Here is a 1,205-nt window from a genome sequence, read left to right on the forward strand (position 1 = left end):
CGACGTCCCCCCGTTTTCAGTAGCAATGGGCTTTAGAGTCCATGGTTAATTTACCTGATTTCTGAGCGAGTGATTTGGCATAGGCTGCTGGGGTCAAACCGCCCAGGGATTTTTTCGGTCGCTCCTCGTTGTATTCACGGCGCCAGCCTTCGATGACGACCTGGGCATGGCGCAGGCTGGTGAACCAGTGCTCATTCAGACATTCATCCCGGAAACGCCCATTGAACGATTCGATATAGGCGTTCTGATTCGGTTTGCCCGGTTCGATGAGAAAGAGTTGGACGCCACGGGCATGCGCCCAGGTCAGCATGGCCCGACTACAGAACTCCTTGCCGTTATCCGTCCGAATCGCCTTGGGCAAACCTCGCGTCTTGGCTAATTGATCGAGTGCTCTGGTCAGTTGCATGCCACCGATCGCACGCTCCGGAACGATCGCGACCGCCTCGTGCGTTGCGTCATCCACAACAGTCAGGCTTTTGATGACGCGCCCTTCCGCTGTCCGGTCGAACACAAAATCCATCGACCAGACCTGATTGGCGGTCGAAGGGCGCTCTAGCGGGTGACGATCCGACACCGGGACCTTCTTCCGCTTTCGCCTTCTCACTTGCAGACCGGCCTCGGCGTAGAGCCGATCCACCCGCTTGTGATTCACCACCATGCCAGCCTGCCGCAGCTTCAGATAGATCATCCCGGCCCCGTAGCGCCGATGGCGTTGGGCGAGGGTGACAATCTGCTCCTTCAAAGCCGCATTGCGATCCGTCGCCGGCCGGTAACGGAATGAACTCGGACTCATACCAATAAACCGCAATGACCTTCGCTCGCTGAGCCCCTTGTCGATCAGGTAGCGCACCAGATCACGCCGTGACGGTGCGCTCACCACTTTTTTCGCAGGGCTTCCTTGGCGATCTCGTTTTCCAGCATCGTTTCGGCCAGCAGCTTCTTCAAGCGCGTGTTTTCCGTTTCGAGCTCCTTGAGCCGCTTGGCGTCCGACACACTCATTCCGCCGAATTTGCTGCGCCAGAGGTAGTAACTGGCTTCCGAGAAGGCGTGCTTGCGGCACAGTTCCGCAACCGGCATCCCTGCTTCCGCCTCCCGCAGGAAACCAATGATCTGTTCTTCGGTGAATCGCTTCTTCATGTCCAATCTCCTTGTCGTGATGGATTGGACTCTAAAGTCAGGCGCTACTCAATTCCGGGGGGACGTCG

The 1,205-nt window shown here is 57.6% G+C and carries 1 protein-coding gene and 1 pseudogene; both read right to left on the bottom strand.

The features are described from left to right. Window positions 1-16: 16 nt before the first annotated feature. Entirely contained in the window at window positions 17-1,060 is a 1,044-nt protein-coding gene (locus tag AACO21_RS16650) for an IS3 family transposase (protein WP_346193644.1), read from the bottom strand. Then, window positions 988-1,137, bottom strand: a pseudogene (locus AACO21_RS16655) (transposase); the annotation flags it as partial. The pseudogene AACO21_RS16655 and the gene AACO21_RS16650, both read right to left, overlap by 73 nt. Window positions 1,138-1,205: the final 68 nt, after the last annotated feature.

Origin of the sequence: Dechloromonas sp. ZS-1, assembly GCF_039649255.1 — a bacterium.
In the GTDB taxonomy this organism is placed as follows: domain Bacteria; phylum Pseudomonadota; class Gammaproteobacteria; order Burkholderiales; family Rhodocyclaceae; genus Azonexus.